Raw genomic sequence first — 25,248 nt, 5'->3', positions numbered from 1 at the left:
AAAAGTGTTATAGGCGGCGCTGTCGCGCGCTGTGCTCTTCGTAGGCGCGACTGAATTCGCGTCCGAACAGGTCCTGGAAATCCTCCTGGGCTTCCCGGGAAATGTTGCTGTAGAGCTCGGTGAATTGCTGCCAGTACTGAGCCTGTCGCGAGCCGTTGAAAATGCTCGACAGGCCAGCGGGTTTGCCCATGCGCTCTTCCAGTTGCGCCGGCTCAAAGCGCGCCAGCAAATGCTTGATGGCCGCTTCCACGCCGGCCATTACTGCCAGTTGGTGAGCGCGCAGGTCGTCGAAGCTGTCACGCACCGCCACATCCGGCGCCATGAACGCCTGGTTGCCATGGCGCAGCAGCAACAACATGGCCTCCTCGACATTGGGGGCGAACTTCAGCGGGTTGTTTTCCACCGGCTGGATCATCGTTTGCTGAATGCGGAACTCGCCCTTGAGGCTGCTGCGGGCACGCAGGACATCGATCAAGCCTTCGACCATCAGCCGATAGCTGCGCCCGATGCTTTCCATTTGCGCCTCGGCCTGGGCCTGGTCCAGGCGCAACTGATCCAGCCCGGCGCCGCGCAGGAAGGCTTGCAACAGGTCGGGTTGGGCGGCGTCGAGCGGCTTGGGCGGCGTGGCCGGGGTTTGAACGCTGGTCACCGGCGCCTCGCGCAGCGGCGCAGGTTCGGCGGTGGCGTGGACCTGAGGCGGGGGTGTCGGCACCGGCTCTACGACAGGCCGCTCGACAACGGGCGGTGGCGCAACCGGTGGCGAAGCGACAGGAATCGGAGCAACTGCCACGGGCGCGGGCTTGTCGCTGAACGGGTCCCAGTCCTCCGGTATCACCGAGGCCGAGGCCTGCGCCACAGGCTCGATCACCGGCGGCGGGCTGAGAGGAGCAATGGGCGTCGGTGGACGGAAATCATGCTGTTGGGCCGGCACATGGTCAGGCTGGGTGGCCGGCGGGACACTGCCCGGGCTCAGGAAATCGAACAGGTCGGGCAAGGTGTCCATGGCCGAGGCACCCTGGAAATGGGCCGGGGGAGCCACGGGCATCGACGTGGGTGTATTCAAGCCGGCCCCCTGATGCCCCATCAAGGCTTCGAAGCTGCTGGGCGCCTCAGCGAACGGATTGCTGTCGGAGACTGGCAGGTTGAAATCCACCCGCGCCTGGATTTCATAATCGCCAATGCGGATAACTTCGCCGTCTTGCAGCGGCTCACTGTTGCCCTTGCGCAAACGGACACCGGCCTTGACCAATTCCACACCATTAGTGCTGTTATCGGTTAAGTAATAACGTCCATCTTTGTATTGAATAACGCAATGTTTGCCGGAAACCAGGCGCTCAGGGTCCGGTAATACCCAGTCATTATCGGAATTACGGCCAATTGCCATCACTCCCTGATCCATGGACTTTTCAGAACACTGGCCCGGGGTAATCTTGTGATAACTAGTGATAGTCAAACACAGCGCCATCTTGCCTCCTTGCTGAACACTTGCGCATGCGATCGAGTGCCGGGATCTACGCCCGAACGACTCGCCGACAAACCTTTGCAACCGACTGCGAAACGGCTTTTTGCCAGCATGATTGCTGATATTAACCCGCCTGCATGACAAAAAACCTGCATCAGTGCCTGCCTTGACCTACTGGTCGCGCAGGTTGTTAAGCGCCTCACAACTGTCACACAGGGGAAATAGCTTACCTTGACAAGCCATAAGTACTACACCAAAAATGCACAACTTCTTGAATATACGTGATGTCACTTTAAGATCATTAAGCATCTAAAGAGCCATTAGCCTCAAGGAACATGTGGAGTTCCATTCGGAACTTGCGTGTGCACTGCCCGAGTTATTCAGCGGGCGATAGGGAGATCGAACGAAGTGGATGTGCCTCTGCTGCTCGCCGCCGTATCCGCGACTTCGCCGTGCGGTGAAGATTTGGAATATGACGCGGATTTCTTGCGCCTGGAACGCGATTCCCAAGGTCAGCCCGAGCGCAGCATGGGCGATTCGATATTGCCTGCCGAACCCCCTGAGTGGCGCAGCATCCAGCAGCAAAGCCTGGACCTGCTGCAACGCAGCAAAGACCTGCGCATCACCCATTTCCTGCTGCAAAGTTCCCTGGCCCTGGAAGGCATACCGGGCCTGGCCCGTGTGTTGACGCTGACCAGCGAATTGCTCAAGCAGTACTGGGCCGAGCTGCATCCGCGCCTGGACGCCGAGGACGACAACGATCCCACCGTGCGCATCAACGCCCTCGCCGGCCTGACATCCGATATCACCATTGGCCTGCTGCGCGAAAGCATTCTGGCCCGCTCGCGCACCTTCGGTGCCGTGAGCTTGCGCGCCGCCGCCAATGCCAGCGGCCTGCAAAGTTTCCCGAATGAAAGCCTCGGCGCCGAACAGCTCGCCGGAGCCCTGCTCGACAGTGATCCCGAGCAGCTGGAAATCACCCGCGCCGCCCTGTTGGAAGCCCGCAGCGCCGCCGAAGCCATCGAGCAACACGTCAGCGATCAAGTCGGTTCCGCCCAAGGCGTGGACCTTGGCCCGCTGAAGCAACCGCTCAAGATGGCCCTGCAGATTCTCGGCCAGTTCGCCCCACAGAGCGGCGACAGCGCCCTGCCCGAGGTCATTAGCGGCGACGACAACACCGCGCCGGTTGAACACGCCACCGCGCCGAGCGCGGGCGCGCCACGCAGCACCGCCCCTGGCGAAATCAACAGCCGCGACGACGTGCTGCGCAGCCTGGACCGGATTCTCGCGTACTACGCCCGTCAAGAGCCCTCCAGCCCCCTGCCGGTGCTGTTGAATCGGGCCAAGATTCTGGTGAACGCCGACTTTGCGACCATCGTGCGCAACCTGATTCCCGACGGCATGAGTCAATTTGAAAACCTGCGCGGCCCAGACAGCGAATAAAAGCGAACGGATCACGCAGTCACGTCACCGGCACCCCCGATGACGCCAACACCGTCGCTCAAGCGACCAGGAGCAGCAACGTGGCGAAGCAAAGTTCTCAGAAATTCATCGCGCGCAACCGTGCGCCTCGAGTGCAGATCGAGTACGACGTCGAGCTCTACGGCGCCGAGAAAAAGGTCCAGTTGCCCTTTGTCATGGGGGTGATGGCGGACCTGGCCGGCAAGCCCGCCGAGCCTCTGGCACCTGTGGCCGATCGCAAATTCCTTGAAATCGATGTCGACAATTTCGACTCGCGCCTCAAGGCCATGCAGCCTCGCGTGGCGTTCCATGTTCCCAACGAACTGACCGGCGAAGGCAACCTGAGCCTGGACCTGACTTTCGAAAGCATGGACGACTTCAGCCCGGCGGCCGTGGCCCGCAAGGTCGACTCGCTGAACAAGCTGCTCGAAGCGCGCACCCAACTGGCCAACCTGCTGACCTACATGGACGGCAAGACCGGCGCCGAAGAAATCATCATGAAAGCGATCAAGGACCCTGCCCTGTTGCAGGCCCTGGCCAGCGCGCCCAAGCCCGCCGACAACGAGCCCAAGGCTTAATCAGGACGAATGATCATGAACGAATCAGCACGTGAAAATCAGTCCCAGGCCCTGGGCACCACCGAAGTACCCAGCGAGTTCGCCTCGCTGCTGATGCAAGAATTCAAGCCCAAGACCGAGCGCGCTCGCGAAGCCGTCGAAACGGCCGTGCGCACGCTGGCCGAACAGGCCCTGGCGCAGACTGACCTGGTGTCCAACGACGCCATCAAGTCGATCGAATCGATCATCGCCGCCATCGACGCCAAGCTCACCGCCCAGGTCAACCAGGTCATCCACCACCCCGACTTCCAGCAGCTGGAAAGCGCCTGGCGTGGCCTGCACTACCTGGTCAACAACACCGAGAGTGACGAGCAGCTCAAGATCCGCGTGCTCAACATCTCCAAGACCGACCTGCACAAGACCCTGAAGAAATTCAAGGGCACCGCGTGGGACCAGAGCCCGATCTTCAAGAAGATGTACGAAGAAGAATACGGCCAGTTCGGCGGTGAGCCGTACGGTTGCCTGGTGGGCGACTACTACTTCGACCAGTCGCCACCGGACGTGGAACTGCTGGGCGAGCTGTCGAAAGTCTGCGCCGCCATGCACTCGCCGTTCATTGCCGCCGCATCGCCGACCGTGATGGGCATGGGCTCGTGGCAGGAACTGTCGAACCCGCGCGACCTGACCAAGATCTTCACCACACCGGAATATGCCGGCTGGCGTTCGCTGCGTGAATCGGAAGACTCGCGTTACATCGGCCTGACCATGCCGCGTTTCCTGGCGCGCCTGCCGTACGGCGCCAAGACCGACCCGGTGGAAGCCTTCGCCTTCGAAGAAAACACCGACGGCGCCGACAGCTCCAAGTACACCTGGGCCAACGCCGCTTATGCGATGGCGGTGAACATCAACCGTTCGTTCAAACACTTCGGCTGGTGCTCGCGCATCCGTGGCGTGGAGTCCGGCGGTGAAGTGGAAAACCTGCCAGCCCACACCTTCCCTACCGATGACGGTGGCGTGGACATGAAGTGCCCGACCGAAATCGCCATTTCGGACCGCCGTGAAGCGGAGCTGGCGAAGAACGGTTTCATGCCGCTGCTGCACAAGAAAAACACCGACTTCGCCGCGTTCATCGGCGCCCAGTCGTTGCAGAAACCGGCCGAATACGACGACCCGGACGCCACCGCCAACGCCAACCTGGCCGCGCGCCTGCCGTACCTGTTCGCCACCTGCCGTTTCGCCCATTACCTCAAGTGCATCGTGCGCGACAAGATCGGCTCCTTCAAAGAGAAGGACGAGATGCAGCGCTGGTTGCAGGACTGGATCCTCAACTACGTCGACGGTGACCCGGCGCACTCCACCGAGACCACCAAGGCCCAGCACCCACTGGCCGCCGCCGAGGTCATCGTCGAGGAGGTCGAAGGCAACCCGGGGTACTACAACTCCAAGTTCTACCTGCGCCCGCACTATCAGCTCGAAGGGCTGACTGTGTCGCTGCGCCTGGTATCGAAACTGCCTTCGGCCAAGGGTGCGTAAAAACCTGTTGAACGGTACGCGGTAAACATGTGGGAGCGAGCCTGCTCGCGATAGCGGTGGATCAGTCGCCACCTGCGTTGCCTGACACGCCGTCATCGCGAGCAGGCTCGCTCCCACAGCGGATCTTCAGTGGGTTGGAGATCGCCTTCGTAGCGTTCAGCAGAACAGATTTCGCAAGGTCGGCGTCAATCAAACAATGTGGTAGAGACCACACAGGGAGAAAACATGGCTGTTGATATTTTCATCAAGATCGGCGACATCAAGGGCGAGTCCATGGACAAGGCCCACAAGGACGAGATCGATGTCCTGAACTGGAGCTGGGGCATGTCCCAGTCCGGCAACATGCACGTGGGCAGTGGCGGTGGCGCGGGCAAGGTCAACGTGCAGGACCTGTCGCTGACCAAGTTCGTCGACAAGGCATCGCCCAACCTGATGATGCATTGCGCCAGCGGCAAGCACATCGACAAGGTCAAGCTGACCGTGCGCAAGGCCGGTGGTGAAAGCCAGGTCGAGTACATGATCATCAACCTGGAAGAAGTGCTGATCACGTCCCTGAGCACCGGTGGCTCGGGCAACGATGATCGCCTGACCGAAAACGTCACCCTGAACTTCGCCAAGGTGATGGTCGACTATCAGCCGCAAAAAGCCGACGGCACCAAGGAAGGCGGCCCGGTCAAGTTCGGCTGGAACATCCGTCAGAACGTCAAGGTGTAATCGAACACGCCCCCGGTGCCAGGCGCCGGGGGTGTTTGGTGCTTGCTCGAATCCAATCCTTTCCCACCCGGTATCTGAGTCATGGCCAAGCCTTCGTTTATCAATTTGTGGAACAGTTATCCCGCAACGTCAACGCCCTGCGATGGGCCTTGGGATAATCAATGCGCGATCAGGATGAGCATCACGCTCAATGCGGAACAAACGATCAAGGTCAACAAGTCGACTTATAGCGAACCCAAGTGTGCGCACGAACATGCTCGGGGTGCCGAGTCGTTGGCCAACTGGCTTTGGCGTCATCATCTAGGTCGTCCAACGATTCTCACGGGAAGCGCCGAGGACCGCCGCACACTCAATCAGAAGACAGGAATCATTTTCTTCAAGGACTGTTTTGCACGGCTCGGGCAATCCGAGGAGGCGCGCACCGGTGACCATATCGATCTATGGAATCGCGGCAGGGCCACTGGCGACTTCGCCGATCAGGCTCATCGTTCAAAGCAAGTCTGGTTTTGGGAGCTGACATGATCAAGCGAGCGCTGCTATTGGCGTTGTCGAGCTGTCTTTTCCTAAGCCTGAACGCCTGCGCCGAACAAACCGACCCTCCGGCGGCACAAAACGTTCAGGTCGATCTCGCCGGTCAGATCCTGACCCTGGAAAACCATAATCAACGCTGTGCCTTGCGCAAACCGGACCAAAGCCTATTCACCCTGGACATGCCGTGGCCCTGCCACTTAAGCGTTGACCGCAAAGGCTTGCCACGCGTCGAAAGTTTTAACAACGCCTTGATCATCATCGTGCAGCATTTCGAACCAGAACCTGCGCCAAGCACTGAGTGTCGCTCTCAATACCAAGCCATCAGACAAATCGAAGGCCTTCTGGAGGCATCGATTGTGGCCAGTGGTGGCCGTTGCATGGCCGGCGCCCTTGACCAGAAAAACTTTGTGGCCCTTTTTACGTGGTAACCGAAATCGCCACCCGCGATCGCCTGCAACCGTCCCTGTTGGACCGGTTGACCGACGACGATCCGAGCAACCCCAAGGAAAGCGCCGACAAGCGCGTGTTGTCGCTCACCCAGTTGAAAGCCTCGGTGCTGCGTGACTTGGCGTGGTTGCTCAACACCACATCGCTGCTCGATACCGACGCCACGCTGCACACCCCGGCAGGCACATCTGTGGTCAATTTCGGGTTGCCGGCGCTGGCCGGCAACAGCGCATCGAACGTCGATCTGCCGGCCTTGGAAGCGTTGATCCACCAAGCCATCGCCACGTTCGAACCGCGCATCTTGCGCCACACCCTGAGGGTGCGAGCCCGAGCAACCGCCGAGATGAACCACAACGCCTTGAGTTTCGAGATCGAGGGTGACCTCTGGGCGCAGCCCGTGCCGCTGCGCCTGATGCTGCAAACCGACCTGGACCTGGAAACCGGCCACGTGCGCGTGGTCCATGCCGACCAGCGGAGACGCCCATGAATCCGCGCCTGCTGGAGCTGTACAACCAGGAACTGCACCACGTGCGCGAAAGCGCGGCGGAGTTCGCCAAGGAATACCCCAAGATCGCCAGTCGGCTGACGTTGTCCGGGATGGACTGCGCCGACCCGTACGTCGAACGTTTGCTGGAAGGCTTCGCCTACCTGACGGCGCGGGTGCAGCTCAAGCTCGATGCCGAGTACCCGACCTTCACCCATAACCTGCTGGAAATCGCCTACCCCCACTATCTGGCGCCCACGCCGTCGATGACCGTGGTGCAACTGCAGACCGACCCCGATGAGGGCTCGCTGAGCGGCGGCTTTGCGCTGCCCCGGGACACCGTCCTGCGCGCCGCCCTGGGGCGTGAAACCCAGACCTGCTGCGAGTACCGCACCGCCCACGCGGTGACGTTGTGGCCGTTGCAGGTCAGCCAGGCCGAGTACTTCGGCAATCCGTCCGCCGTGCTCGGACGCCTGGCCGCCAGCGAACCGAAGGCCAAGGCCGGCCTGCGCCTGACCCTGCGTACAGGCGCCGAACTGCCGTTCAATAGCCTGCCCCTGGACAACCTGCCGCTGTACCTCAGCGGTGCCGACGAACAGCCCTTCCGTCTCTACGAACAACTGCTGAGCAATGCTTGCGCGGTGTTCGCCCGCAAGCCCGGCGGCGATTGGGTTGAACGCTTGCCTCAGGACGCGCTGTGCTCGCGGGGTTTCGACGATGCCGATGCCGCGCTGCCCGTGGTCTCGCGCGCCTTCCAGGGTTATCGCCTGTTGCAGGAATACTTCGCCCTGCCCCATCGGTTCCTGTTCGTCGACTTCACCCAATTGAGCCGCGCGGTCAAGCGCTGCGACGGTCAGGAGCTGGAGCTGATCGTGCTGTTCGACCGGCACGACCCGAGCCTGGAGGGCAGCGTCGGCGCCGCGCAGTTCCTGCCGTTCTGCACCCCGGCGATCAACCTGTTCCCCAAGCGCCTGGATCGCATCCACCTCTCGGAGCGGGTCAACGAACATCACGTCATCGCCGACCGCACCCGACCGATGGATTTCGAAGTGCATTCGCTGACCGGCCTCACCGGCCACGGCACCGGGCCGGAGCAGCCGTTCCTGCCGTTCTATGCCGTGCGCGATCCGTCCCGTTATGGCCGCGACCAGGCCTATTACACAATACGGCGTGAGCCACGAGTATTGTCCAGCGACCAACGACGCAACGGCCCGCGCTCGACCTACGTGGGCAGCGAAACCTTCGTCAGCCTGGTGGACAGCCAGCAGGCGCCCTATCGCCACGACCTGCGCCAACTGGGCGTGACGGCGCTGTGCACCAACCGCGACCTGCCGTTGTTCATGAGTGTGGGCAACGGCAAGACTGATTTCACGTTGGCAGACAGCGCGCCCGTCGGCGCGATTCGTTGCGTCGCCGGCCCCAGTCGACCACGGGCCAGCCATGCCCACGACGCCAAGGCCTGGCGTTTGATCAGCCAGCTCTCGCTCAATTACCTGTCCCTGAGCGAGCAAGGCCAGGGCGCCGCCGCCCTGCGCGAACTGCTGCGCCTGTACGGCGACAGCAACGATGCGGCGGTGCAGTTGCAAATCGAAGGCCTGCGCGAAGTCAGCAGCAAGGCCTGCACCCGACGCTTGCCGATGCCCGGCCCGATCGTGTTTGGTCGGGGCCTGGAAATCACCCTGGAATTCGATGAAAACGCGTTTCGCGGCACCGGGGTGTTTTTGCTCGGCGCGGTGTTCGAGCGCTTCCTGGCACGCTACGTGTCGATCAACAGTTTTACCGAGACGGTGATCCGTACCACCGAACGCGGCGAGATCATGCGATGGAAAGCCAAGCCCGGACGTCGTCCGACCCTTTGAGTACCCTGGACGCGATGCACCAGGAGCCCTGGGAATACGACTTCTTCCAGGCCTTGCGCCGTATCGAGTGCGAATCCCCCGAGCTGCCGCGCCTGGGCCATTCATTGCGCCTGGCCGACGACCCGCTGCGCCTGGGGCAACAGGCCGAATGCACCTTCGCCCCGGCGACCCTGGCCTCGGTGCAACCGGGCCTCGACGGTGCGCCGGCACGCCTGGAGCAGTTCTTCTTCGGCCTCGGCGGCCCCAACGGCCCGCTGCCGCTGCACATCACCGAATACGTGCGCGAACGTCAGCGCAACAACGCCGACAGCACCAGCAAACGTTTCCTCGATGTGTTCCACCATCGCCTGCTCAGCCTGTTCTACCGGGCCTGGGCCGAAGCGCGGCCAACGGTCAGCCATGATCGCCCGGACGATGACTACTGGTCGGCGCGCCTGGCCGCCCTCAGTGGTCGGGGCATGCCGAGCCTGCTCAAGCAGGGGCTGATCCCCGACACGGCGAAGCTGCATTACAGCGGCCACTTGTCGGCGCAAACCCGCTACCCGGACGGCTTGAAGGCCATCATCAGCGAGTACTTCGGCCTGCCGGTGGAGATCGAAGAATACGTCGGCCAATGGCTGGAACTGCCAGAACGCAGCCGCGTGGGCGTCAGCGCCCATCAGTTGGGCGTGGACTTTTGCCTGGGCCGCTACGTGTGGGATCGCCAGCACAAATTCCGCATTCGCCTGGGGCCACTCAAGCTCGATGACTACATGGGCATGTTGCCCGGCAGCCAACCCTTCAACGAGCTGGTGGCCTGGGTCGCCGAATACCTGGGCCATGAACTGGACTGGGACCTGAACCTGATCCTGGAACAACCCGAAGTACCGGCGCTGCAACTCAACGGCAGTTTGCGCCTGGGGTTCAACACCTGGTTGGGACGCCCCGAAACAGATGCCAAGGATTTAATACTGGCCCGGCATTACGCCGAACAGGCCAACACCTCACAGACCTCAAGGAGCCATGAGCATGGGTGAAATCAGTCGCGCCGCGTTGTTCGGCAAACTCAACAGCGTGGCCTACAAAGCCATCGAAGCCGCCACCGTGTTCTGCAAGTTGCGCGGTAACCCCTACGTGGAACTGGCCCACTGGTTTCATCAGTTGCTGCAACTGCAGGACTCGGACCTGCACCGCATCATCCGCCAGTTCAATATCGAGCCGGCACGCCTGGCCCGCGACCTGACCGAAGCCCTGGACCGCCTGCCACGGGGCTCGACCTCCATCACCGACCTGTCTTCCCACGTTGAAGAAGCCGTGGAACGCGGTTGGGTCTACGGCAGCCTGATGTTTGGCGAAAGCCAGGTGCGCACCGGTTACCTGGTGCTGGGCATTCTCAAGACGCCAAGCCTGCGCCATGCGTTGCTGGGGCTGTCGTCGGAGTTCGACAAGGTCAAGGTCGAGGCCTTGAGCGAGCGCTTTGACGAATACGTCGGCGACTCCCCGGAAAACGCCCTGACCGCCAGCGACGGTTTCAACGCCGGCGCCGTGCCGGGCGAAGCCAGCGGCGCCATGGCCCCCAGCGCCATGGGCAAACTGGAAGCCCTCAAGCGCTTCACCGTCGACCTCACCGAACAGGCGCGTAGCGGTAAGCTCGACCCCATCGTCGGTCGCGACGAAGAAATCCGCCAACTGGTGGACATCCTCATGCGCCGCCGGCAGAACAACCCGATCCTCACCGGTGAAGCCGGCGTGGGCAAGACCGCCGTGGTCGAAGGCTTTGCCCTGCGCATCGTCGCCGGCGACGTGCCGCCATCGCTCAAGGACGTGGAACTGCGCAGCCTCGATGTCGGCCTGTTGCAGGCCGGCGCGAGCATGAAAGGCGAGTTCGAACAGCGTCTGCGTCAGGTCATCGAAGATGTCCAGGCGTCGCCCAAACCGATCATTTTGTTCATCGACGAAGCCCACACCCTGGTGGGCGCCGGTGGCGCTGCCGGCACGGGTGACGCGGCCAACCTGCTCAAGCCGGCCCTGGCCCGCGGCACCCTGCGCACGGTAGCGGCCACGACCTGGGCCGAGTACAAGAAACACATCGAAAAAGACCCGGCCCTGACCCGGCGTTTCCAAGTGGTGCAAGTGGCCGAGCCGTCCGAAGACAAGGCGCTGCTGATGATGCGCGGCGTGGCCTCGACCATGGAAAAACACCATCAGGTGCAGATCCTCGACGAGGCTCTGGAAGCCTCGGTCAAACTGTCCCACCGCTACATCCCGGCGCGCCAGTTGCCGGACAAATCCGTGAGCCTGCTGGATACCGCCTGCGCCCGTGTCGCTATCAGCCTGCACGCGGTGCCGGCCGAAGTGGACGACAGCCGTCGGCGCATCGAAGCGCTGGAAACCGAGCTGCAAATCATCGCCCGTGAACACGCCATCGGCATTGCCATTGGCAGCCGTCAGACCCAGAGCGAAAACCTGCTGAGCGCCGAACGCGAACGCCTGGCCGAACTGGAAGGCCGCTGGGCCGAAGAGAAAGCCCTGGTGGACGAGTTGCTCGCCACCCGCGCCACCCTGCGCGAGCGCGTCGGCGTGGTAGACAGCGAGGATGGCAGCGAGACTAGCCACGAACTGCGCGAGCAACTGGTGGACCTGCAACAGCGCCTGACCGCGCTGCAAGGCGAAACCCCATTGATTCTGCCGACCGTGGACTACCAGGCCGTGGCCTCGGTGGTCGCCGACTGGACCGGTATCCCGGTGGGCCGCATGGCTCGCAACGAACTGGAAACGGTGCTCAACCTCGACCAGCACCTGAAAAAACGCATCATCGGCCAGGACCACGCCTTGCAGATGATCGCCAAGCGCATCCAGACCTCCCGCGCCGGCCTGGACAATCCGAGCAAACCCATTGGCGTGTTCATGCTCGCCGGCACCTCCGGCGTGGGCAAGACCGAAACCGCCCTGGCCCTGGCCGAAGCCATGTATGGCGGCGAGCAGAACGTCATCACCATCAACATGAGCGAGTTCCAGGAAGCCCACACCGTGTCCACCCTCAAGGGCGCGCCACCGGGCTACATCGGCTATGGCGAAGGCGGCGTACTGACCGAAGCCGTGCGGCGCAAACCGTACAGCGTGGTGCTGCTGGACGAGGTGGAAAAAGCCCACCCGGACGTGCATGAGATTTTCTTCCAGGTGTTCGACAAAGGTGTGATGGAGGACGGTGAAGGCCGGGTGATCGACTTCAAGAACACCTTGATTCTGTTGACCACCAACGCCGGTACCGAACTGATTGCCCAGGTCTGCAAAGACCCGCAGAACGTGCCCGAGCCCGAGGACATCGCCAAGGCCCTGCGCCAGCCGCTGCTGGAGATTTTCCCGCCGGCCCTGCTGGGTCGCCTGGTGACGATTCCGTACTACCCGCTCAGCGACGAGATGCTCAAGGCCATCACCCGCCTGCAACTCAACCGCATCAAGAAGCGCGTAGAGAACACCCACAAAGTCGCCTTCGACTACGACGACGCGGTGATCGACCTGATCGTCTCGCGCTGCACCGAAACCGAAAGCGGCGGACGCATGATCGACGCCCTCCTGACCAACAGCCTGCTGCCGGACATGAGCCGCGAGTTCCTGACCCGCATGCTCGAAGGCAAGGCGCTGGCCGGCGTGCGGATCAGCGCCCGGGATAACGAATTGCAGTACGATTTCAGCGACGCGGCCTGACGGTAAGGAACACCGTAAAACCCTGTGGGAGCGAGCTTGCTCGCGATAGCGCAAGTACATTCAACATCAATGTTGACTGATACGCCGCCATCGCGAGCAAGCTCGCTCCCACAGTGGCATCTTCCACAGTGGGGGTTGCGTTCCTTCAGCTATTACAACTTGCACGGGACACTCGATGTTATTCAACCAAGCCTCACGCCTGGCCAAAATCACCAGCCCCCTGGGACCTGAGGTGCTGTTGCTCAAGGACATGGGCGGCGGCGAAGAGCTGGGGCGGCTGTTCAACTACGAGTTGCAGTTGCACTCGCTGGACAACGCCATCGACCTCAACCAGGTGCTCGGCAAACCCATGTGCGTGAGCCTGCAACTGGACGGCGGCGGCGAGCGGCATTTCCACGGCATCGTTTCGCGCTTCAGCCAGAACGTTGACCAGGGACAGTTCGCCAGTTACCAGGCGACCTTGCGGCCCTGGCTATGGCTGCTGACCCGTACCTCCGATTGCCGGATTTTCCAGAACCTGACCATCCCGCAGATCATCAAGCAGGTGTTTCGCGACCTGGGTTTCTCCGACTTCGAAGACGCCCTCAGCCGCCCCTATCGCGAGTGGGAATACTGCGTGCAGTATCGCGAAACCAGCTTCGATTTCGTCAGCCGCCTGATGGAACAGGAAGGGATCTACTACTTCTTCCGCCACGAACAGGGCCGTCATGTATTGGTGCTGGCCGACGCCTATGGCGCCCATACCACGGTGCCCGGCTACGGCTCGGTGCCCTACTACCCCAAGAACGAACAGCAGCGCGAGCGCGACCATATCCACGACTGGCACCTGGCCCAGGAAGTGCAGCCCGGCTCGCTGGAACTCAACGACTACGACTTCCAGCGCCCCAGCGCGCGCATTGATGTGCGTTCGGCCATGCCGCGCCCGCACACCGCCGGCGACTATCCGCTGTACGACTACCCCGGCACCTACGTGCAGAGCCAAGACGGCGAACACTACGCCCGCACCCGCATCGAAGCCTTGCAGACCCTGCACGAGCAAGTGGAGCTGGCCGGCAACGCTCGCGGCCTGGGCTCGGGCCACCTGTTCAGCCTCACCGGCTTCACCCGCCAGGACCAGAACCGCGAATACCTGATCGTCGGCGCCCGCTATTACGTGTCCCAGGAAAGCGGTGAAACCGGCGGCGGCGCACCTTCGGCCCAGTTCGAAAGCAACCTGACCTGCATCGTCGCCCAACAAAGCTACCGGCCGCTGCCCACAACCCATCGCCCCATCGTCAAAGGCCCGCAGACCGCGTTGGTGGTCGGCCCCAAGGGCGAGGAAATCTGGACCGATCAGTTCGGCCGGGTGAAGGTGCATTTCTACTGGGACCGTCACGACCAGTCCAACGAAAACAGCTCGTGCTGGATTCGCGTGTCACAGTCCTGGGCCGGGAAAAACTGGGGCTCGATGCAGATCCCGCGCATTGGCCAGGAAGTGATTGTCAGCTTCCTCGAAGGCGACCCCGACCGGCCGATCATCACCGGTCGCGTCTACAACGCCGAACAGACCGTGCCTTATGACCTGCCCGCAAACGCCACCCAGAGCGGCATGAAAAGCCGTTCGAGCAAGGGCGGCACGCCAGCGAATTTCAACGAAATCCGCATGGAAGACAAAAAAGGCGCCGAGCAGTTGTACATCCATGCCGAGCGCAACCAGGACATTGTGGTGGAGGTGGATGAAAGCCATTGCGTGGGCCACGACCGCAACAAGAGCATCGGCCACAACGAGACGGTGACCATCGGCAATAACCGCCTGCGCATCGTCAAGCAGGAAGACATCCTGTCGGTGGGCCTGCGCAAGACCGACAGCATCAGCCAGAGCTACGTCATTGAAGTGGGCGAGAACCTGCGCCTGGTCTGCGGCGAAAGCATTCTGGAGCTCAACGCCAGCGGTCAGATCAATTTGACCGGCGTGCAAATCAGCTTCTATGCCAGCGGCGATGCCGAATTCAACACCGGCGGCGTGCTGCACCTGAACAACGGCGGCGGTCCCGGTGCCACGCCCGACGGCCAGGGCGTCAAGGCCAGCATCGACGCCAATATCGCTGCCGCGTTCCCCAAGGGTTAACCTCGAGATTTATGCGCCATGACTTACCGCATCAATGAATTTCAGTTCCAGCTGCCGCCCAGCGAGTTGCTGGATGCAACGATCAACATCCTCAAGTTCCCTGAACTGGGCACCTCCTTGATCGTCAGCCGCAGCTTGCTGGCCGACGGCGAAACCCTGCAGAGCAACCTCGACGAGCAGCTCAAACGCCTGGAAAAACAGGTCCAGGACCTGCGCGCTCAACCGGGCGTCGCCGTGCGCCTGGGCGCCAATCAGGAAGTCGAAGGCATCGAGCTGCGCAGCCAGTTCAACAAGGGCAACGAAAAGGTCTTCCAGTTTCAGCTCGCCCTGGTACTGCCCGGCACGCGCAAGATGCTTGCCTTGAGCTATGTGAAAGCCGAGAAGCTCGGTGATGCTGAAGCAGCGCATTGGGCGACGATCAAGGGTTCGTTGTTGTTTGACGTTCCGGCTTGATGAGCGAACTGCATGTCTGACGCTCTCTGGGCCGCCCGGCTGGGCGATGCGCTGGACCACACCTCAATGATGGCTGACATTCTTGGAGGCGTGCTGGAGGTAGCAGCCAACATTGCGATTACCGCCCTAGCGACGGCTGCGGTAGTGGCGGCTACGGGCATCACAGTCGCCACAGGCGGGTTAGGTTGCTTCCTGCTCGGCGCCGTGGTGGGCGCCGTCGTTGGCCTTGCCATGAGCAAGACTGGGGCCGACGAAGGGCTGAGCAATATCTGCGAAGGCATTGGCAACGCGCTGTTCCCGCCCACGGTGCAAGCGAACATCCTCACCGGCTCAACCAACACCCTGACCAACAACATCCCAGCCGCTCGCGCCGCTGGGGCGATTCAATCCCATGTCGCACCAGCAGGCACCGAGCTTGAGGCACCTGAGCCGCAAGCCGAGCCCAGCTATCTGGACATGGCCGAGAACTTTTTCTCGCAGATGTGGCGCCCCACTGTTGCAACACCCGCGCCCGGCGCCGTACCCAAGCCGCTGGACATGATCGCGTGCATGAAACATCCGCCGATGCCGCCGCAGTTTTTGGCCGAAGGGTCGGACAAAGTCACCATCAACGGCCAGCCAGCAGTGCGCAGCGGCGACCGCAGCACCTGCGATGCCAAGGTCGTGTCATCCGGGCTGATTTCACCCGATGTCACCATTGGCGGCGGCTCGGTGGTGGTGCGCGAGATTCGCAGCGGCAAGACTCCGGGCGTCGGTCTGGCAGTCACCGCGCTGCTGATGCTCAAGGGCGGCAAAGGCAAGTTCCTGAGTAACCTGCCGTGCATGCTGGTGGGCGGTGCGGCGTCGATGGCGGTCAGCAGCGCGATGGGCGCCGCGGCCAACGCTACTATGGGTTCGTCGAACCCGGTGCATGCCGCTACCGGGGCCAAAGTTCTGGGCGATGTAGAGGAGATGGACTTCGTCCTGCCCGGCATCTTGCCAATCGACTGGCAACGCTTCTACAACAGCCGCGACGAGCGCCGCGAAGGTATGTTCGGTGCGGGCTGGAGCGTGGCCTACGAGGTGCGCGTCGAGATCCTGCCTCACCCCGAGGGCGGTGAAACGCTGGTCTACACCGATGAACAGGGCCGGCGCATCGACATGGGTTCCATCCCTCTGGGCGGCGCCGTGTTCAGTCCCGGTGAAGGGCTCAGCGTACGACGGCATGCCAATGGCCAATTGCTGATCGACAGCTCAGACGGCCTGTACCGGCTGTTCGAACCCACCCCGGGCCGTGCATCGCTGCTGCGCCTGAGTCAGTTGGGCGACCGCAATGACAACCGCATCTACCTCGACTACGACGACACAGGTCGGTTGGTACAGCTGCGAGACACCTTTGACCTGACCAGCATCGCGCTGGCGTACCACAAACGCTGGCCGCAACGGGTCAGCCGGATAGACCGGCTTTACGCTGATCAACGCCGTGAAGTGCTGATGCACTACGATTACGACGCCCAGGGTGATCTGACCGAGGTCCGTCAATCCAACGGTCACGTGAAACGCCGCTACGCCTACGATGCCGGACGGCGCATGGTTGAGCACCAACTGCCCACCGGGCTGCGCTGCTTTTACGAATGGGCCTTAATCGAAAAGCGAGAATGGCGGGTTGTTCGCCACTGGACCGACGCGGGCGACACTTACGCCTTTGACTACGACCTGGCTGCCGGGACTACGCGCATCACCGACGGTTTGAATCGCATCAGCACCCGTCGCTGGGATAGGCGGTATCAGATCACCGAAGCCACCGATGCCCTGGACCGTACCTGGGTCTTCCAGTGGAACGACGAAAGCCAGTTGGTGGCGGCAACGGCCCCCAACGGCGGACAACATCAATTCAGTTATGACGAGGCGGGTAACCTTTGCCAGACGTCTGACCCACTCGGACGCAGTGAGTCAACACTGTGGCTCGAACACTGGGCGCTGCCCCTGACCGAAACCGATGCCGCGGGCAATACCTGGCAGTACCGCTATGACTCGCGTGGCAACCGCATTCGCGAAACCGATCCGTTGGGCAACGTCACCCGCTATCGTCATGACGCCCACGGTCAGGTGGTGGAAGTTGTCGACGCCATCGGCAAACGCAAAACCATGCGTTGGACGCCCCTTGGCCAGCTCAGCGAGCACACTGATTGTTCCGGCTACACCACACGGTTCAGTTATTGCGAGCGCGGGACGTTGCTCAGCAGCACCGACGCACTGGGGGAACGGACGCTTTTCAGCTATGACGACCAAGGCAGGCTGCTGACCAAGCAATTACCGGACGGACGTACCGAGCAATATCAGCGCGATGCGAGCGGCCAGTTGATCGGCTACAGCGACCCCGCCGGGCACACTACGCATTTCCAGCACACCCTCAATGGGCAACTGCGCGTGCGTACCGACGCGCATGGTCGACGGGTAGAGCTGAGCTACGACAACTACGGCCGCCTGCTGGCGCTGACCAACGAAAACGGTGAATGCTACCGGTTTGCCTGGGACGCTGGCGACCGTTTGACCGCCCAGCACAGCCTGGACGGCAGCCTCAAACGCTACGCCTACGACCCGCTGGACAACGTCACCCGCATGGAAGCGCTCGCGGTTGCGGGCAGCACCGACCTGGACCTCGCGCCGCAAGCATCGATCACCCATGAGCTGGAGCGCGACGCAATGGGTCGGCTGGTGGCCAAAGTCACCACAGACGGGCGCACCGAGTACTGCTATGACGCGCTCGATCAGGTCAACACCATCACCTTCACCGCGCTTACCGGTGAGCAGCAAAGCATCGGCTTGAACTACGACGCTCTTGGGCAACTGATCGCCGAGCAAGGCTGGGCCGGACGCCTGGAGCATCGCTACGATGAGCTGGGCAATCTGACCCAGACGCTGCTCCCCGATGGTCGCTGGCTAAACCGACTGCATTACGGCAGCGGCCACCTGCACCAGATCAACCTTGACGGCCAGGTCATCAGCGACTTTGAACGCGACCGCCTGCACCGTGAAGTGCTGCGCACCCAAGGGCGCCTCAGCACCCGCAGCGAATACGACCGCAGCGGTCGCCTGCGCGCACGCCAACGTCGGCAACAGGGCCAGTCCGCGCTGTTACCACCGGCGGCGCAATCACTGTTCGGCTATGACAGCAGTGATCAACTGGTAGAACGCTTCGACAGCCAGCCTGACGCCCCTCATCGCCATCTGCTGCACTACGACGCCACCGGACGCATTCTCGCCAGCCAGGACAACCTCCAGGGCCAGCGTGAAGGCTTCGCCTATGATCCGGCCGCCAACTTGCTCGATAGCCTGGGCACCGAACGGGTCGCTCATAACCGTTTGCTGACCTATCAGGACAAGCGCTACCGCTATGACGGCTTCGGCCGCATGGTGGAAAAGCGCAGCGCCCGGCGGGGTGTCCAGCGCATGCGCTACGACGCCGAACAGCGTTTGGTGGAGGTGAGTAACGATAATGGCTCGGTCGTGAAAATGACCTACGACCCGCTGGGCCGGCGCATCGAAAAAGCCGAATACGACCGCCATGCCACCCTGCTTAGCCGCACCCGCTTCACCTGGGATGCACTGCAACTGTTGCAGGAACACCGCGACAACCAGACCAGCCTGTACATCTACGCCGACGACAGCCACGAACCGTTGGCAAGGGTCGACGGCCTGGGTGAACACCAGAAAATCCGTTACTACCACAACGACTCCAACGGCCTGCCCGAACAACTCTCGGAAGCCGACGGGCACACGCTTTGGCGGGCCCGTTACCAGGTGTGGGGCAACACCGTAGAAGAGCTACGCGAACCGTATTACATCGAAGAGCAGAACCTGCGGTTCCAGGGCCAATACCTGGACCGGGAAACCGGGCTGCACTACAACACCTTGCGCTTCTACGACCCGGACATCGGTCGCTTTACCACACCGGACCCCATCGGTTTGGCCGGTGGGCTGAACCTCTACCAGTACGCGCCAAACCCGGTGAGCTGGATCGACCCCTCGGGTCTGATGAAGTGCTCGACGCCACCTAAGGGCCGCAAGGTCAACCGGACGGTTTATCGCTTTGAAGAGCCAGGACGGATCAGCACAACCTGGACGTCGCACAAGTGGAACGTTGCCTCCAGACACCGTTACACCGCCCCCGGACTGGGTGGTGTCTATGGCGCCAACTCACGCAAGACCGCCATGGGCGAAGTCAACCACTGGGGTGTGGACCTTTCCACCCGGGTGTTGGTAAGCAAGAAAGTGCAGCTCAACAACGTTCTGGATCTGACCCGGGCTGACGTGCGTAAACAACTGGGGGTTTCGCTAAAGAGCATTACCGGCAACAAATACACCCAGACTCATCAAATAGGCGCCTGGGCCAAGGCCAATGGTTATGATGGGATCCTGGCACCGTCGGCGCGAAACCCGACCGGCAGCAACTTGATTTCCTTTGCAGGTTTTTAAAATGGGACTGGAAGACGAATACGTCGGCGATGCCGATTGGCAAACTTTCGTGCGGTTGTACGAAGAGGACTACCTCGACGACAACGCCCGCATGCTGGCCAAGGCCATGGATGACAACCTCGACATGGCAGTGGTGCTCTACGGAAAAAGGGGGCTCAAGGAAGGGTTCTGGTGGCTGGAACAGACCGTGCCCGCCCTGGGTAACAAACGCCCGGCCGATTGTCTCAAGACCCCGAAACTGATCAAGCGTCTGAGAATGGCCTTGATGAGCATGCCTTAACCCACCAGTAGCAGAACCGCGTGCTGGAGAACGTCACCCCGCGATGGCCTCTACCCCTCAGGCCTGTGGCGCGGGAACTTGCTCCCGCCAAGGCGGCGAAGCCACCCCGAAAAGGTTGACCGGACACGCCGCACCATGGCGCTAGCGGGGCCACGCTCGCATCGCTCGGCCGGTCTGTTTCGCTGCTCAAGATCACTAAAAATCAAAAGCTGATCTGGATTAAGACCGATGACCCACGCGGTCTACCTGGACGCACGCCTCAGGCCCTTTTGCACGTCAACCAAGCACTCCAGAACAGGCTGCTGAAGAAGCGGGTGGCATCGCCGAATCCCGCCTCATGCAACAATTGCTGAACCGCCGCCTCGGAATGCGGCGGGTCCGCGCCCTGGAGGATTTTCCCAAGCTTGGCCTTCACTTCATCCGGGCTTGCGCCGTGCTGCCGCCAACGTTGGCCCCAGGCGGCGAGCAACAACGGTTGGCTGGCGTAAGCGTATTGATTGCCCGCGACGATCAGCGGCGCCCCCGGCTTGAGACGAGCCCGAATGGCTTGAAAAATCTGGCGCTTGGCCTCATCGCCATCAAGATGATGGAACACACCGACCAACGTCGCGGCGTCGTATGACTCATCTGCCGCCAGGTCCTCGACATGCCCCAAGTACACGCGGGTTCTTTCAAGCAAATGGTGGGCCTGCAACTGCTGCTTGGCGGCCTCCAGCATCGGCTCGGATGGATCAACCGCCGTGAAGCGCCACCCCGGCTCCAGCGAAGCCATCGCGATAATTTCCTGCGCCGTACCGCCAGCACCCACCACCAGTATGTTTGCTGAGCGTTGATCCCCAAGGCTCGCCGCCAGCATGCACGCCGCCAGATCCTGGCAGGCGTCATACCCAGCCAGCGCTATACGGCTCTGTCGGCCGTACTCATTGGCGCGAGAAGTATCGAATTTATCAACTGAGGTGTGGGTGGATGATTTCAAGGCGGTTCTCCTGTCCGCCAATCACGCTACGTCATGCGCCGCGATTATAAAAATTCATTGTTTTTATGCGCTGCATTCCCACAAGGAATGACGCATCAGCCTCTGTTCGTTACCGGTGGCTCAGGCTATTGAACAAAAATGCAAACGGGCACGGTACAAGCGCCACTCTCTCGCCACAAATTGCAGGCATCCTTCAGACCGTGCCTACAACTGCGCCAGAATCCCTCGACAATTGAGTCGTGAGCGAAAGATCAGGATCAAAAGATCGCAGCCTTCGGCAACTCCAACACTGCACCCGGCCCTTCGTCGCCTGAAAAGGAACTTCGCCCCGAATCCCTTATCTCAAAGAGCACTTCGCCATACTGGCGGGCTTTGGAGCAAGCGCGTGCCAATCCACAGCAGTGCACGTTCTTTGAGATTTGTGCCGATGGTCGACAAGAACCTACAGGATTCATCCCACCCTCATTGGCCCGAAGCGGCCCAGACGCTCATGGCGCTGATGCACGCCCAGGGCGAAGTCGCGCGCCTGAGCGAGCGTGAGCAGCTATTCAGCTCATTGCTGGTCAGCGTCAACGCGGTGCTCTGGGCGTTCAACTGGGAAACCCGACAAGTCCTGTATGTCAGCCCCGCCTATGAACGAATCTTCGGTCGGCCGGCAGGTCTGGTGCTGGCTGATTTCAACGAATGGCGCGATGCAATCTACCCCGACGACCTCGAATACGCGGAGCGCAGCCTGGCCGAAGTGCTGGTCAAAGGTGCCGTGGAGGATCGTGAGTACCGCATCATCGCTGCCAATGGCCAGATCCGCTGGCTGAGCGACAAATGCTTCATCAACCGTAAGGCTGAGTCGGGGCAACCGGTGATCGTGGTGGGCATTGCCGAAGACATCACTGAAAAGAAGCTGCTGGAAAGCGAACTGCAACGACTGGCAACCACCGACGTGCTGACCCAGAGCAGCAATCGCCGCCACTTCTTCGAATGCGCTCACCGTGAATTCGAGCAGGCACGACTGCAGGGCACACCCATGGCGTTCCTGTTGCTGGACATCGATGATTTCAAAGTGATCAACGACACCTACGGTCATCAGGAAGGCGATAACGTGCTGCAGAAAATCGCCGAAAGCGGACGTTCCGTTCTCAGACGCGGTGATCTGTTTGGACGAATCGGTGGTGAAGAATTCGCCGCGGTGTTCCCTGGCTGTGCCCCGGACATGGCACTGCAAGTCGCCGAGCGTCTGCAGCGCGAGATTCAGCGCCTGGCTTTCCGCAGCGGGGAGAAAGGCTTCGGCATCACCGTCAGCCAAGGCTTGACCAGCCTTACCGCCGAAGATCAGAGCCTCGACACCCTGTTCTCCCGCGCCGATGCGGCCATGTACGAAGCCAAGCGCCAGGGGAAAAATCGCATCATTGCGGCTTGAGCAATCTCGTCGCCAAGGCGTCAGCAAAACTCCAGTCATACCCCCTGTGGGAGCGAGCCTGCTCGCGATGAGGGGTGTGCCATTCACCGATGCGCTGGCTGTCAGTCCGCCATCGCGAGCAGGCTCGCTCCCACAGGGTTGGTCAGCGGCCTTACTTGCGGCGCAATCGCATCAACTCCGGCAATCCGATCTTCAGCAAACGCGCCGTGCGCCCACGGGCCAGTTCTTCAAGCCCTTCATGCTCGGTCAGATGGGCCATTTGCGCCGCCATGTTCATCACCAGTGCCTCGCGGGAGTAAACCCCGCCGCCCAGGCCATAGGCCGCCGCAATCAACTCCCGCAGCTCCAGCGGCAGACGCCAGCGGGTGCGCAGCGCGGAACCGAAGCTGGCACCGAACTGATCGAGCAAATTGCCCACCTCCTCCGATTCGTCGAGCTCGCCGCCGGCCTGCGTCCATTCCTCCAGGCATCGCAACAACGCCAAGTCCCCCAAGCGATGCAACAACCCGGCGCAATAGCAACGCTCCTGCTCCAGATCCAGCAGCCGCGCCAGCATCCGGGCGTACTCACCGGTGTGCAGCGACAACTCCCAGTAACGCTCGGCATAGTCTGCCAGGCACGGGACACTGAGTCGGGCACAGCGCTTGAGGGTCAGCCCCAGAATCAGGTTCATGCTCTGCCCGGTACCAAGCTGATGCAGCGACTGCGCGACCGTCTGCACCAGGCCGCCGCCCTGATGCTGCGCAGCGCCGTTGGCCGCAGCAATCAGCACGGCGGTAATTTGCGGGTCGGTGCGGATTTCTTCTTCCAGCAGTTTCAGGTCCAGACCGCCGGGGTTGAGGCTGCGCTTGACTGCCACTTGCACATCGGTCATCAGCGGCGCGCCTTCGGAAGAATCACGTCGACGCTCCAGAAAGGTTGTCAGGGTCTGCTCCGGGGCTGACACGTCGGTGGAGCAATCCTCTGCGCTGCTCAACAGTAGCCCCTGCAAACGCTGGGTCAGGTCTTCCCGGTTCAAGGGTTTGGTCAGGTAGGCCGCAGGCGCCAGCGGCAAGACCTCACGTACGCTGGCGCTATCGTTGCGCCGGCTCATGAGAATGAACGGCAACACCGGTTTTCGATGCTGCTGGCGAAGGCCCCGCAGGATGCTCAGGCCATCGACGCCCGGCAATTCCCAATCGGCGATCACCAGGTCATAGGCGTTGTGCGCAAGCAGATTCAGGGCCTGCTGGCCCTCGCCGCACGTATCCACCCGAGCATCGCAGCGTATGCCCGATAACACCTGCTCAAGCAGCTCCCGAGACACCGGATCGGCCTCGGCGATCAACACACGGGGTACAGCGGGTAAATCCACGGCAGTCATGCAGCATCGCTCCCTCGCAATACTTGCACCTTAGCCAATGGTGGCCGTTGCAGACAGCTCTACCCTTGGGAATATGTTCCCGAATATGAAAAAACCCGCTGCGAAGCGGGTTTTTTGTGGGTCAGCGCACAGCTCAGGGCTCGTAAAATCAGAGCTCGGAGAAGCACTCTTCGATGATTGCCAAGCCTTTGTCCAATTGCTCGTCTGGCGAGGTCAGCGGTACCAGCACCCGCAGGACGTTGCCGTAGGTGCCGCAGGACAGCAGGATCAAGCCCTTGTCGCGGGCCTTGGCCACAACCTGAGCCACGGCCGCCGCGTTCGGCTTGTGGGTATCGCCATTTTCGAACAACTCCACGGCGATCATCGCACCCAGGGCACGGACTTCGCCGATGACCGGGTATTTCTTCTGGATGGCCTTGAGGCCAGTCACCAGACGCTCGCCCACCGCCTTGCAGCGATCCAGCAAGTGCTCTTCCTCAAACACCTCCATCACCGCCAGCGCAGCAGCGCAGGCAATCGGGCTGCCGGCGTAGGTGCCACCCAGGCCACCAGGGGCAATAGCGTCCATGTACTCGGCCTTACCGCAGACACCGGCCAACGGGAAACCGCCGGCGATGGATTTGGCGAAAGTCGTCAGGTCGGCGGCAACACCCATTTGCTCCATGGCGAAGAAGGTGCCAGTCCGACCGGCGCCGGTCTGTACTTCGTCAGCGATCAGCAGAATGCCGTGCTGATCACAGAGGGCGCGCAGGCGCTTCATGAATTCCTTGGGCGCCACGTAGAAACCACCCTCGCCCTGTACTGGCTCGATGATGATTGCCGCGATGTCACGTGGTTCGGCGTCGTTCTTGAAAATACGCTCGATGCTGGCAATGGAGTCGTCGATGCTCACGCCGTGCAGTTCGTTCGGGTACAGCGCGCGGAAGATGCCGCCGGGCATCAAGCCCATGCCGGCCGAATACGGCACGACTTTACCGGTCAGGCCCAGAGTCATCATGGTGCGGCCGTGGTAGGCGCCGGTAAAAGCGATGACACCCGCGCGACCCGTGGCGGCGCGAGCGATTTTTACCGCGTTCTCCACCGCTTCGGAACCGGTGGTCACCAGCAGGGTTTTCTTGGCGAAATCACCTGGCACCTTCGCGTTGATTTTTTCGCACAGCTCCACATACGGCTCGTAAGCCAGCACCTGGAAGCAAGTGTGGGTCAGCTTGTTCAGCTGTTCGGTCACGGCGGCGATGATTTTCGGATGTACGTGGCCGGTGTTCAGCACCGCGATACCGCCCGCGAAGTCGATGAATTCACGGCCTTCAACGTCGGTTACCGTGGCATTCTTCGCCGATTCGGCGAAGATCGGGTGAATCTGGCCAACACCGCGTGGTACAGCGGCTTCGCGGCGTTTCATCAGGGAAGCGTTGGTCTTGTTGCTCATTGAATATGTCCTCATTCGCCGCTCATCGGT

19 protein-coding genes are annotated in these 25,248 nt (G+C 61.6%); 15 read left to right on the top strand and 4 right to left on the bottom strand.

Features of this window, described 5'->3' with window-relative positions; all coding sequences use genetic code 11:
• Nucleotides 1-7: 7 nt before the first annotated feature.
• Nucleotides 8-1,465, bottom strand: coding sequence for a type VI secretion system-associated FHA domain protein TagH (gene tagH / locus QOM08_RS00870; RefSeq protein WP_316912437.1), 1,458 nt, complete (start codon nt 1,463-1,465; stop codon nt 8-10).
• 405 nt (nt 1,466-1,870) lie between these two features.
• Between tagH and tssA the strand changes: the two genes are divergently transcribed.
• The 14 genes from tssA (at nt 1,871) to QOM08_RS00795 (ending at nt 20,033) form a co-directional block, all read left to right on the top strand.
• Nucleotides 1,871-2,905, top strand: a complete 1,035-nt coding sequence (tssA, locus tag QOM08_RS00865; protein WP_316912436.1) for a type VI secretion system protein TssA — start codon at nt 1,871-1,873, stop codon at nt 2,903-2,905.
• A gap of 80 nt (nt 2,906-2,985) precedes the next feature.
• Nucleotides 2,986-3,501: a type VI secretion system contractile sheath small subunit gene (gene tssB, locus QOM08_RS00860; RefSeq protein ID WP_047226773.1), complete on the top strand. Its 516-nt coding sequence runs from the start codon at nt 2,986-2,988 to the stop codon at nt 3,499-3,501.
• 15 nt (nt 3,502-3,516) lie between these two features.
• Nucleotides 3,517-5,013: a type VI secretion system contractile sheath large subunit gene (tssC, locus tag QOM08_RS00855; RefSeq protein WP_047226772.1), complete on the top strand. Its 1,497-nt coding sequence runs from the start codon at nt 3,517-3,519 to the stop codon at nt 5,011-5,013.
• A gap of 225 nt (nt 5,014-5,238) precedes the next feature.
• On the top strand, nt 5,239-5,727 hold the full coding sequence (locus QOM08_RS00850) for an Hcp family type VI secretion system effector (RefSeq protein WP_047226771.1): 489 nt from the start codon (nt 5,239-5,241) through the stop codon (nt 5,725-5,727).
• A gap of 81 nt (nt 5,728-5,808) precedes the next feature.
• Entirely contained in the window at nt 5,809-6,249 is a 441-nt protein-coding gene (locus QOM08_RS00845) for a type VI secretion system amidase effector protein Tae4 (RefSeq protein ID WP_139048770.1), read from the top strand.
• Nucleotides 6,246-6,686, top strand: coding sequence for a hypothetical protein (locus tag QOM08_RS00840; protein ID WP_139048769.1), 441 nt, complete (start codon nt 6,246-6,248; stop codon nt 6,684-6,686). The genes QOM08_RS00845 and QOM08_RS00840 overlap by 4 nt, the downstream gene beginning before the upstream one ends.
• Nucleotides 6,680-7,192 carry a type VI secretion system baseplate subunit TssE gene (gene tssE / locus QOM08_RS00835; RefSeq protein ID WP_076383105.1) on the top strand — a complete coding sequence of 171 codons (513 nt, stop codon included), beginning with the start codon at nt 6,680-6,682 and terminating at the stop codon, nt 7,190-7,192. Before QOM08_RS00840 ends, tssE begins: the two co-directional genes overlap by 7 nt.
• Nucleotides 7,189-9,048, top strand: a complete 1,860-nt coding sequence (tssF, locus tag QOM08_RS00830; protein WP_047226767.1) for a type VI secretion system baseplate subunit TssF — start codon at nt 7,189-7,191, stop codon at nt 9,046-9,048. Before tssE ends, tssF begins: the two co-directional genes overlap by 4 nt.
• Nucleotides 9,012-10,064, top strand: a complete 1,053-nt coding sequence (gene tssG, locus QOM08_RS00825; RefSeq protein ID WP_047226766.1) for a type VI secretion system baseplate subunit TssG — start codon at nt 9,012-9,014, stop codon at nt 10,062-10,064. The genes tssF and tssG overlap by 37 nt, the downstream gene beginning before the upstream one ends.
• A complete protein-coding gene (tssH, locus tag QOM08_RS00820; RefSeq protein WP_139048768.1) occupies nt 10,057-12,735 on the top strand; it encodes a type VI secretion system ATPase TssH in 2,679 nt (892 codons plus the stop codon). Before tssG ends, tssH begins: the two co-directional genes overlap by 8 nt.
• A gap of 175 nt (nt 12,736-12,910) precedes the next feature.
• The gene (locus QOM08_RS00810) at nt 12,911-14,842 is read left to right on the top strand and encodes a type VI secretion system tip protein VgrG (RefSeq protein ID WP_139048767.1); all 1,932 of its coding nucleotides are present in this window, start codon (nt 12,911-12,913) and stop codon (nt 14,840-14,842) included.
• Nucleotides 14,843-14,860: 18 nt separating this feature from the next.
• Nucleotides 14,861-15,295 (top strand): DcrB-related protein, encoded by a 435-nt coding sequence (locus tag QOM08_RS00805; protein WP_047226763.1) that lies wholly within the window; start codon nt 14,861-14,863, stop codon nt 15,293-15,295.
• A 12-nt stretch (nt 15,296-15,307) separates the two neighbouring features.
• A complete protein-coding gene (locus tag QOM08_RS00800; RefSeq protein ID WP_316912435.1) occupies nt 15,308-19,753 on the top strand; it encodes an RHS repeat-associated core domain-containing protein in 4,446 nt (1,481 codons plus the stop codon).
• A 1-nt stretch (nt 19,754) separates the two neighbouring features.
• Nucleotides 19,755-20,033 (top strand): hypothetical protein, encoded by a 279-nt coding sequence (locus QOM08_RS00795; RefSeq protein ID WP_107323122.1) that lies wholly within the window; start codon nt 19,755-19,757, stop codon nt 20,031-20,033.
• A 259-nt stretch (nt 20,034-20,292) separates the two neighbouring features.
• Here QOM08_RS00795 and QOM08_RS00790 read toward each other — a convergent pair whose 3' ends face one another.
• Nucleotides 20,293-21,009, bottom strand: coding sequence for a class I SAM-dependent methyltransferase (locus tag QOM08_RS00790; RefSeq protein WP_316912434.1), 717 nt, complete (start codon nt 21,007-21,009; stop codon nt 20,293-20,295).
• 427 nt (nt 21,010-21,436) lie between these two features.
• Here QOM08_RS00790 and QOM08_RS00785 point away from each other — a divergent pair, with 427 nt between their 5' ends.
• Nucleotides 21,437-22,426, top strand: a complete 990-nt coding sequence (locus tag QOM08_RS00785) for a sensor domain-containing diguanylate cyclase (RefSeq protein ID WP_316912433.1) — start codon at nt 21,437-21,439, stop codon at nt 22,424-22,426.
• Nucleotides 22,427-22,577: 151 nt separating this feature from the next.
• Here the strand turns inward: QOM08_RS00785 and QOM08_RS00780 are convergent, their stop codons facing one another.
• A complete protein-coding gene (locus QOM08_RS00780) occupies nt 22,578-23,789 on the bottom strand; it encodes an HDOD domain-containing protein (RefSeq protein ID WP_316912432.1) in 1,212 nt (403 codons plus the stop codon).
• A 148-nt stretch (nt 23,790-23,937) separates the two neighbouring features.
• Nucleotides 23,938-25,218, bottom strand: coding sequence for a 4-aminobutyrate--2-oxoglutarate transaminase (gene gabT / locus QOM08_RS00775; RefSeq protein WP_047226758.1), 1,281 nt, complete (start codon nt 25,216-25,218; stop codon nt 23,938-23,940).
• Nucleotides 25,219-25,248: the final 30 nt, after the last annotated feature.

Origin of the sequence: Pseudomonas sp. P105, from assembly GCF_032614175.1 — a bacterium.
GTDB lineage: Bacteria > Pseudomonadota > Gammaproteobacteria > Pseudomonadales > Pseudomonadaceae > Aquipseudomonas > Aquipseudomonas rhizophila.
Note: the sequence above shows the minus strand (reverse complement) of the source record. Positions and strands in the feature narration are given on the sequence as shown.

Coding starts and splice junctions, on each gene's coding strand:
- tagH (WP_316912437.1), bottom strand. CDS start 1,465: ATGGCGCTGTGTTTGACTATCACTAGTTATCACAAGATTACCCCGGGC.
- tssC (WP_047226772.1), top strand. CDS start 3,517: ATGAACGAATCAGCACGTGAAAATCAGTCCCAGGCCCTGGGCACCACC.
- QOM08_RS00850 (WP_047226771.1), top strand. CDS start 5,239: ATGGCTGTTGATATTTTCATCAAGATCGGCGACATCAAGGGCGAGTCC.
- QOM08_RS00845 (WP_139048770.1), top strand. CDS start 5,809: ATGGCCAAGCCTTCGTTTATCAATTTGTGGAACAGTTATCCCGCAACG.
- QOM08_RS00840 (WP_139048769.1), top strand. CDS start 6,246: ATGATCAAGCGAGCGCTGCTATTGGCGTTGTCGAGCTGTCTTTTCCTA.
- tssF (WP_047226767.1), top strand. CDS start 7,189: ATGAATCCGCGCCTGCTGGAGCTGTACAACCAGGAACTGCACCACGTG.
- tssG (WP_047226766.1), top strand. CDS start 9,012: ATGGAAAGCCAAGCCCGGACGTCGTCCGACCCTTTGAGTACCCTGGAC.
- tssH (WP_139048768.1), top strand. CDS start 10,057: ATGGGTGAAATCAGTCGCGCCGCGTTGTTCGGCAAACTCAACAGCGTG.
- QOM08_RS00810 (WP_139048767.1), top strand. CDS start 12,911: ATGTTATTCAACCAAGCCTCACGCCTGGCCAAAATCACCAGCCCCCTG.
- QOM08_RS00805 (WP_047226763.1), top strand. CDS start 14,861: ATGACTTACCGCATCAATGAATTTCAGTTCCAGCTGCCGCCCAGCGAG.
- QOM08_RS00800 (WP_316912435.1), top strand. CDS start 15,308: ATGTCTGACGCTCTCTGGGCCGCCCGGCTGGGCGATGCGCTGGACCAC.
- QOM08_RS00795 (WP_107323122.1), top strand. CDS start 19,755: ATGGGACTGGAAGACGAATACGTCGGCGATGCCGATTGGCAAACTTTC.
- QOM08_RS00785 (WP_316912433.1), top strand. CDS start 21,437: ATGGTCGACAAGAACCTACAGGATTCATCCCACCCTCATTGGCCCGAA.
- QOM08_RS00780 (WP_316912432.1), bottom strand. CDS start 23,789: ATGACTGCCGTGGATTTACCCGCTGTACCCCGTGTGTTGATCGCCGAG.
- gabT (WP_047226758.1), bottom strand. CDS start 25,218: ATGAGCAACAAGACCAACGCTTCCCTGATGAAACGCCGCGAAGCCGCT.